The organism is Pseudactinotalea sp., from assembly GCF_048594945.1.
Lineage (GTDB): Bacteria > Actinomycetota > Actinomycetes > Actinomycetales > Beutenbergiaceae > Pseudactinotalea.
On record NZ_JBMDXJ010000262.1, the window covers coordinates 1 to 7,794 of the forward strand.

General features: G+C 70.0%; 7 protein-coding genes and 1 pseudogene. 5 read left to right on the forward strand and 3 right to left on the reverse strand.

Annotation, left to right across the window (positions count from 1 at the left end; genetic code table 11):
- Nucleotides 1-161 precede the first annotated feature (161 nt).
- The gene (locus ACOJSN_RS11365; RefSeq protein ID WP_420112612.1) at nt 162-1,409 is read left to right on the forward strand and encodes a winged helix-turn-helix domain-containing protein; all 1,248 of its coding nucleotides are present in this window, start codon (nt 162-164) and stop codon (nt 1,407-1,409) included.
- A gap of 111 nt (nt 1,410-1,520) precedes the next feature.
- Nucleotides 1,521-4,367 carry a preprotein translocase subunit SecA gene (gene secA, locus ACOJSN_RS11370; protein WP_420112618.1) on the forward strand — a complete coding sequence of 949 codons (2,847 nt, stop codon included), beginning with the start codon at nt 1,521-1,523 and terminating at the stop codon, nt 4,365-4,367.
- A gap of 208 nt (nt 4,368-4,575) precedes the next feature.
- On the opposite strand, the gene ACOJSN_RS11375 is transcribed toward secA, so the two are convergent.
- The gene (locus ACOJSN_RS11375) at nt 4,576-5,082 is read right to left on the reverse strand and encodes an Rv3235 family protein (protein ID WP_420112613.1); all 507 of its coding nucleotides are present in this window, start codon (nt 5,080-5,082) and stop codon (nt 4,576-4,578) included.
- Nucleotides 5,079-5,813, reverse strand: a complete 735-nt coding sequence (locus ACOJSN_RS11380; RefSeq protein WP_420112614.1) for a LysM peptidoglycan-binding domain-containing protein — start codon at nt 5,811-5,813, stop codon at nt 5,079-5,081. Before ACOJSN_RS11380 ends, ACOJSN_RS11375 begins: the two co-directional genes overlap by 4 nt.
- A gap of 116 nt (nt 5,814-5,929) precedes the next feature.
- Here ACOJSN_RS11380 and ACOJSN_RS11385 point away from each other — a divergent pair, with 116 nt between their 5' ends.
- Nucleotides 5,930-6,436: a hypothetical protein gene (locus ACOJSN_RS11385; protein ID WP_420112615.1), complete on the forward strand. Its 507-nt coding sequence runs from the start codon at nt 5,930-5,932 to the stop codon at nt 6,434-6,436.
- Between the two features lie 9 nt (nt 6,437-6,445).
- On the opposite strand, the gene ACOJSN_RS11390 is transcribed toward ACOJSN_RS11385, so the two are convergent.
- Nucleotides 6,446-6,658, reverse strand: a complete 213-nt coding sequence (locus ACOJSN_RS11390) for a helix-turn-helix domain-containing protein (RefSeq protein WP_420112616.1) — start codon at nt 6,656-6,658, stop codon at nt 6,446-6,448.
- 161 nt (nt 6,659-6,819) lie between these two features.
- Here ACOJSN_RS11390 and ACOJSN_RS11395 point away from each other — a divergent pair, with 161 nt between their 5' ends.
- Complete coding sequence (locus tag ACOJSN_RS11395; protein ID WP_420112617.1) at nt 6,820-7,461, forward strand: hypothetical protein; 642 nt, start codon at nt 6,820-6,822, stop codon at nt 7,459-7,461.
- Nucleotide 7,462: 1 nt separating this feature from the next.
- Nucleotides 7,463-7,794: pseudogene (locus ACOJSN_RS11400) on the forward strand (hypothetical protein); the annotation flags it as partial.

The following is a 7,794-nucleotide window of genomic DNA, read 5'->3' on the forward strand; positions in this document are numbered from 1 at the left end:
AGGGCTGGACCTACGGCGTCATCCGCCTCAACACCACGACCCAGCCGGTCGACGCGGTCGCGTCGGCCTGAACGGCCAGGAGCGGGCCTGTCGAGACACGCGGCAGGCCCGCTCGGGGTCCGGTGGGGTGCGATGTCGCAGGCTCGCGCCATAGTGAGAACGTGACGACCACCTCGACTCGCATCCTCTCGCTGCCGCAGGCACGGCGAGTGGCGATCCATGCCCAAGGGTTGGCCCGGACCGGACGGCAGGCGCGTCCGCCCGGCACGGTGACGATGGGGCACCTGCAGCGGATGATCGATCGCGTCGGACTGCTGCAGATCGACTCGGTCAACGTGCTCGCGCGGGCACACCTGCTGCCCGCCTTCGCCCGGCTGGGGCCGTACGACTCCGCGTTGATCGATCGCGCCTCCCGGGGCACGGCGGCTCGACCGCGGCGGCTGATGGAGTCCTGGGCGCACGTGGCCGCGTACGTCCCGCCCGAGACGTTCCAGCTGCTGCGCTACCGGATGGCGCGAAGCCGCCATGCGGGGTTTCCCGCCAAGGTCCGGCGCACGCACCCCGAGACCTACGATCACGTGCTCGAGGTCGTCGATGAGCGCGGCCCGATCACCGCCGGCCAGATGCACGAGCTGCTGGGCCACGAGCGCGGGCCGAAGGACCACTGGGGCTGGAACTGGTCGGTCGCGAAGCAGGTGCTCGAGGCGTGCTTCTTCACCGGGGAGCTCGCAGTCGCCCACCGCACCTCGCAGTTCGAGCGCGCCTACGACCTCACTGAGCGAGTGCTTCCGCTCGCCGCGCGGGCGCTGCCCGAGCTCGATCCCGCCGACGCCCAGCTGGAGCTGACCGACATCGCCGCGCGCGCCCACGGGATCGGCACGGTGCGCTGCTTCGCCGACTACTTCCGCATGAGCATCGGGGAGGCGAAGGCGGCGGTCACGCGGCTGGTCGCGCAGGGTCGGCTGCAGCAGGTCACCGTGCAGGGCTGGGACAGGCCGGTGTATCTGCACGCGGAGGCGACCGTGCCGCGTCGCACGCAGGCGCGAGCGTTGCTGGCACCGTTCGACCCGCTGGTGTTCGAGCGTCGGCGGCTGCTGGAGCTGTTCGGCACGCATTATCGGATCGGGATCTACACGCCGGCCGAGCAGCGTACCGATGGCTATTACGTGCTCCCGTTCCTGCTCGGCGACGAGATCGCCGGCCGCACCGATCTCAAGGCGGACCGGGCCCGGGGAACCCTCGAGGTGCGCACCGCGTTCAGAGAGTCGGAGGGGCCTCCGCCGTCGGTGGTGGCGTCCGAGATGGCTCAGGAGCTCCGGGAGTGTGCCCGGTGGTTGGGGCTGTCGCGGATCGAGATCGCCGACGGCGCTCGCGGAGATCTCGTGGGAGCGTTGCGTCAGGTGGTGTGAGACCGGGCGCGCCGCAGGATCCGGGCCCACACGTACGATGGTCGGCAGTCAGTCGTCTTTCGCCCAGCAGCACCAGGAGTCAGTGTGTCCGTTCTCGATCGCATCCTTCGCATGGGCGAGGGGCGCGTCCTCAAGCGCCTGACCGGCCTCACCAAGCAGGTCAACGCCCTCGAGGACGTCATGAGCGACCTCTCCGACGCCGAGTTGCGTGCGGAGACCGACTCGTTCAAGGAGCGGATCGCCGATGGCGCCTCGCTCGACTCGTTGTTGCCCGAGGCGTTCGCCGTGGTCCGCGAGGCGACCAAGCGCACCTTGGGGCAGCGGCACTTCGACGTCCAGATCATGGGTGGTGCGGCGCTGCACCTCGGCAACATCGCCGAGATGAAGACCGGTGAGGGCAAGACCCAGACCGCACTGCTGCCCGCGTACCTCAACGCGCTCTCGGGCAAGGGCGTGCACGTGGTCACGGTCAACGACTACCTGGCGTCGTACCAGAGCGATCTGATGGGCCGCGTCTACCGGTTCCTGGGCTTGACCACCGGCACGGTGCTGTCCGGGCAGAAGCCGGACGAGCGGCGCGAGCAGTACGCGGCCGACATCACGTATGGCACGAACAACGAGTTCGGATTCGACTTCCTGCGCGACAACATGGCGTGGAACGCGGCCGAGCTGGTGCAGCGGGGCCACAACATGGCGATCGTCGACGAGGTCGACTCGATTCTCATCGACGAGGCACGCACCCCGCTGATCATCTCCGGTCCCGCCTCCGGCGACATCAACAAGTGGTACGCGGAGTTCGCCCGGGTGGCGAAGCGGTTGCGCCGCGACGACGACTACGAGGTCGACGAGAAGAAGCGCAACGTCGGTGTGCTCGAGCCGGGGATCGCGAAGGTCGAGGACCACCTCGGCATCGAGAACTTGTACGAGTCGTTGAACACTCCGCTGATCGGCTTCCTCAACAACGCGATCAAGGCGAAGGAGCTGTTCACGCGGGACAAGGACTACATCGTCAAGTCCGGTGAGGTCCTCATCGTCGACCAGCACACCGGGCGTGTGCTCGCCGGGCGCCGCTACAACGAGGGCATGCACCAGGCGATCGAGGCGAAGGAGGGCGTGGCGATCAAGGCTGAGAACCAGACGCTCGCCACGATCACGCTGCAGAACTACTTCCGGCTCTACGACAAGCTGTCGGGGATGACCGGTACCGCCTCCACGGAGGCGGCCGAGTTCGCGAACACCTACAAGGTCGGCGTGGTGCCGATCCCCACCAACCGCCCCATGGTCCGGGCCGACCAGTCCGACTTCGTCTACAAGAACGAGGCGGCGAAGTTCGATGCTGTCGTCCAGGACATCGTGGAGCGTCACGCAGAAGGTCAGCCGGTGCTGGTGGGCACCACGAGCGTGGAGAAGTCCGAGCTGCTGAGCAAGCTGCTCAAGAAGCAGGGCGTGCCGCACGAGGTGCTCAACGCCAAGCAGCACGCGCGTGAGGGTGCGATCGTCGCGATGGCCGGGCGCAAGGGTGCGGTCACGGTCGCCACCAACATGGCCGGCCGCGGCACCGACATCATGCTGGGCGGCAATGCCGAGCACATCGCCCTGGCGGCGATGGAGCAGATGGGGCTGGACGCCGTCGAGAACGCCGAGGAGTACGAGGCCGCGTGGCCAGCCGCGCTCGCCGAGGCGAAGAAGTCGGTGGCGACCGAGCACGACGAGGTGACCGAGCTCGGCGGGCTGTACGTGCTGGGCACCGAGCGGCACGAGTCGCGGCGCATCGACAACCAGCTGCGGGGTCGGTCCGGCCGTCAGGGTGACCCCGGCGAGTCGCGCTTCTACCTCTCGCTCGAGGACGACCTGATGCGGTTGTTCAACGCGGGTCTTGCGGAGCGGTTCATGAACGCGCCCGGCTACCCGGACGACCTGCCGCTGGAGTCGAAGATCGTCTCGCGCGGCATCGCCAGCGCTCAGGGTCAGGTCGAGTCGCGCAACTTCGAGATTCGCAAGAACGTGCTCAAGTACGACGACGTTCTCTCGCGTCAGCGTGAGGTCGTGTACGCCGAGCGACGGCGCGTGCTCGACGGCGAGGACCTCGCCGACCAGGTGGTCACCTTCCGTGAGGAGGTCATCCAGAACGTGGTCGCGGAGGCGACGGCTGCCGGAGTTCCCGAGGAGTGGGACCTGGAGCAGCTGTGGACCGACCTCAAGCAGATCTTCCCGGTCTCGATCACGTCCGAGGATGTGATCGAGGAGGCCGGTGGGCTGACCCGGCTCACACGCGAGCAGCTGATCGACGAGCTGACGTCGGACGCCACGATCGCCTACGACGCTCGTGAGGAGGAGCTCGGCTCCGAGATCATGCGGCAGCTGGAGCGGCGTGTGGTGCTGTCGGTCGTGGACCGCAAGTGGCGTGAGCACCTCTACGAGATGGATTACCTCAAGGAAGGCATCGGGCTGCGTGCGATGGCGCAGCGCGACCCGCTGGTCGAGTACCAGCGCGAGGGCTTCCAGCTGTTCCAGGCGATGGACGAGGCGATCAAGGAAGAGGTTGTCGGGTTCCTGTACAACCTCGAGGTGAAGATCCCCGGCCAGGAGGACGCGTCTGTCGAGGATGCCGGGACCGAGGACGCCGCCGTGGAAGCTCCGGTGGCGGCGGCACCCCCGGTCAAGGCACCGAGCAAGCCGCAGCAGGGGCGTCGCGCCGGTGGGAAGTCGATCCCGGCCGCTGCGCCTGCCGCAGCCTCGGACCCGTTGGGGCTCGGCGGGGTGCCGCAGCGCCCAGCCCAGCTCACCTACTCGGCGCCGTCGGGCGATGGTGACGGCGGCACCCGTGTGACCGGTTCTGCGCGAGGTGGCGCCAAGCCCGCGGCCGGCAGCAGCTCCGGCGGTGGCGCAGGGGCGGGTGGCGCGAACCGCGAGGCACGGCGCCGCGCGGCCAAGCAGGCCAAGAAGCGCAAGCGCTGACGCGTCAGCGGGTCAGCGGAAGGTCGAGGCCGTTGCCTGGTCCCACGCGGACCTCGTTGCTGAGGCCCTTGACCGTCGAGGTGATCGGGGCCACGGTGACCTTGGTCATGGCCGGGCGAGCAGCCTCACGTGTGAGGACGAGGACTGGGCGGGCCGGTGTCGCTGGCGTGAATCCCGAGAGGGGATTCGGTCGTGCGAGTCGCGCGACTCACCCGATCTCGAGCGCGGTGGCGCGCCAGCGGCCGCGGTGGATCTCGATGCGGATCGCAGCGGCGCGCACGCGATGGCCGTCGTGGATGACCACCGAGGCTTCGTGGCAGGTCTCGGACACGGCGTGGGTGTGGACGCGGACCACGCGGACTCGGCGCGCCGTGGTGGGCATCGCGCTCCCGACGCCCGCGCGGCGGCTGAGCATCTCGTAGAGGTCGGCGGTGAGCCATCGCGCGAGCTGTGCGGAGGGGCGGGCGCCGAGCAGCACCTCCACGCAGGTACGCACCAGCGTGCCGCTCCACGTGGCAGGGTCGGGGAGGTCCTGCACGAGCGGACGCGGCCACACCAGCGGAGGCGCATCGGGCACCAGGTCGTCCTCGCCCTTCCTGGGTGCCCGGAACGCGATGCGGTCCCAGGGGCGCAACTCGTGCAGGGATGCCGGTCGCACCTGCGGCTGGGCAGGCACGGCATCGGTGATCGGCTCGGCGGTGGCCAGCAGGCTCACGCTTCCTCCTCGGAGTCGTGGTCGGGCACGGTGAGCACCTGACCGGGGTGGATGAGGTCGGGATCGGACCCGACCACGTCGTGGTTGTCCGCGTACCAGTCCGGCCAGGCGGCGGCGATGTCGGCATCGGTGCTGCTCTCGGGAAGGTGGTCGGCGGCGATGTGCCACAGCGAGTCGCCGGCCGTGACCGTGTAGGTCTCACTCACGTCGGTGGTCGAGGCCGGTTCCGCCGGCGTGCCCGATGGTGCGGGCGGCTCGTCGTCGTCCTCGTCCTCGGTGTCCTCGGAGGTGGTCTCGTGCTGGTCGTCGTCTGCTCCCCAGCCCAGGTCGTCGGCGAGCGTGGCGACCGGACCTGAGGACACACTCACGGCCGTGGCCGGGATCGGGCCGGCGGCCGCGGGAGCGATCGCGGCTGCCGCGACCACGGCAGCGCTGCCGCCCGTCAGCAGCAAGCGCCGAGCGAACGGGGCGCCGAGACCGCTGATCCGTTGCTCGCCGGCGACCCAGGCGCGACCCGCGGAGCGAGCCACCAGACAGACCAGAGCTGCCACCGCCGTCGCCAGGTACCAGCTCACCAGCAGCACGCCGATCGCCAGAACGCCCAGCGCGACGGCGTCGTCGGGCGTGCGGACCCCGGCCTCGCTGGTTCGCAGCAACGAGCCGAGCAGCAGCACGAGTCCGACCGCGCTGGCGCAGGCGAGGGCGACGGCTCCGGCGAATCGGTGCGGCATGGATGGGTCCTTCGAGAGTGGATCGTGTCAGTTCATGTCAGTTCCTATCACTGAACAGTAATCGCTGTCTAGTGGTGGTGCTCCGTGAGCTCGCGCTGGTGCCCTACCGTGGGCACGTGCGTTGGGACTCGCTCTTTGCCGATCTGCAGGCGCAGTGGGAGGCAGCGTCTCGTGCGGACGACGACGACGAGATTCGCCAGCTGGCCGAGGCCGAGGTTGCCGGCACCCAGTTCGGCGACCGGCTGCGGGCGCGGCGCGGCGAGCCGCTGACGCTGCGGCTCAGCGACGGGTCCGACCGCGTGGGTCTGGTGAGCGACGTGGCACAGGAATGGGTGCTGCTCGCGGAGGGCGAACGGCGTCACCTGGTCCCCGTCATGGCGATCGCACTGGCGTGGCCGCTAGCAGGTGCAGCGCCGGCGCCGAGTGCGATCGAGCGCGGTCTCGGCCTCGGGCACGTGCTGCGGGCGCTCGCCGGCGAGGGACAGGACGTGGTGGTGCGCACCCGTGGCGGCGACCACACCGGGCTGCTGGTGCGCGTGGGAGCCGACCACCTCGACATCGCGGCACGCACCGGCGTGCTCAGCGTGCCGTGGCCAGCCTTGCTCAGCGTCTCGTCCCGCTGAGCGGGCTGATCAGTCCCGCGCGCCCTCGCGTAGCCGCTGCTCCTCGACGGCGTACCGGTGCTCGATGTAGGACTCGAGCGCCGAGCGTTCCACCCGCCAGGTGCCCTTGCCGCCGATCTGGATCGCGCGCAGCTCACCGCTGCGCACGAGCGCGCGCACGGTCGGCATCGGGACCTGCAGCACCTCGCAGACGTCCGCGAGTGAGAGGAAGCGTGGCTCCATGGGGAGAGTCTCGCACTTTCGGTGCCGCGCTCGCGGTGGTGTGTCGCGATCTGTGGATGACGACGTGTGCTCCGGTCCGGTGGCCTGTGGACACAGGGATACCGTCGGGTGCTCTCGTGGCCCATAATGGCCGGCACGATCACCGCCAGAAGGGGGAAGCCGTGGCGGACACCGGCGCGAGCAGGATGCGCAGACCGAGTTGGCGCGACCCCCGACTGGGGGTGGGGGTGCTGCTCGTCGTGGGCTCGGTGGCGCTCGGGTCGTGGGCGGTCTCCCGTGCCGACGCCACGGTCGACGTCTACCAGGCCAGCGGGCCGCTGACGCCCGGGGACGTCGTGGACCTCGACGATCTCCAGGTGGTCCAGGTCCGCCTCGACGGTGTGGAAGGTGTGTATCTCGTGCCGGGGTCGGAGCTCGAGGAGGCCGTGGTCACGCGCACCGTCGCCGCCGGCGAGCTCGTGCCGCTCGCCTCGCTCGGCACCTCCGAGGAGATCGATCTGCGTCCCGTACAGCTCGCTATGCCGGCCGCGATGCAGGACATCGTGACGGCGGGGAGTCGGGTCGACCTGTGGGTCGCCCTGCCCGATCCGGGCTCGACGCAGCGGGAGCTGCTGCCGCCCGAGCTGCTCGTCGAGGACGTCGAGGTCCGGGAGGTCCACACCGACACGTCGGTCTTCGCGGGCTCCGACTCGGTCCAGGTCCAGATCCTCGTCTCCACCACCGATCTCCCGAACGTGCTCGCTGCGCTCTCCGCCGACGGGCAGATCACGATCGTTCCGGTCCTCGGCGGCGGGGCCGGCTGAGGTGAGTCACGGGGTTCTGGTCGCTCTGCTCGGCGATCTCGAGCAGGCGGCGGTGGCCGGAGTGGACGGCGCGCGCGATTTGGTCGTGGTGCGTCGCTGTGCCGACGTGGCCGAGCTCGTCGCGGCGGCCCTGGCGGGACTGGGGTCGGTCGCGCTCATCGATGCCGAGCACGAGCCGGACCGGTCGCTCATCGCCCGGCTCGCCCAGGCTGGCACCAGCGCGGTGATCGTCTGCGAGGAGAAGGATCGGCAGCGGTACACCGCCATCGGTGCTTCGGTGGTCGCTGCTGATGAGGGAGTGGCCGCCATCGTCGCGGCCGCCGGCGCGGCGGC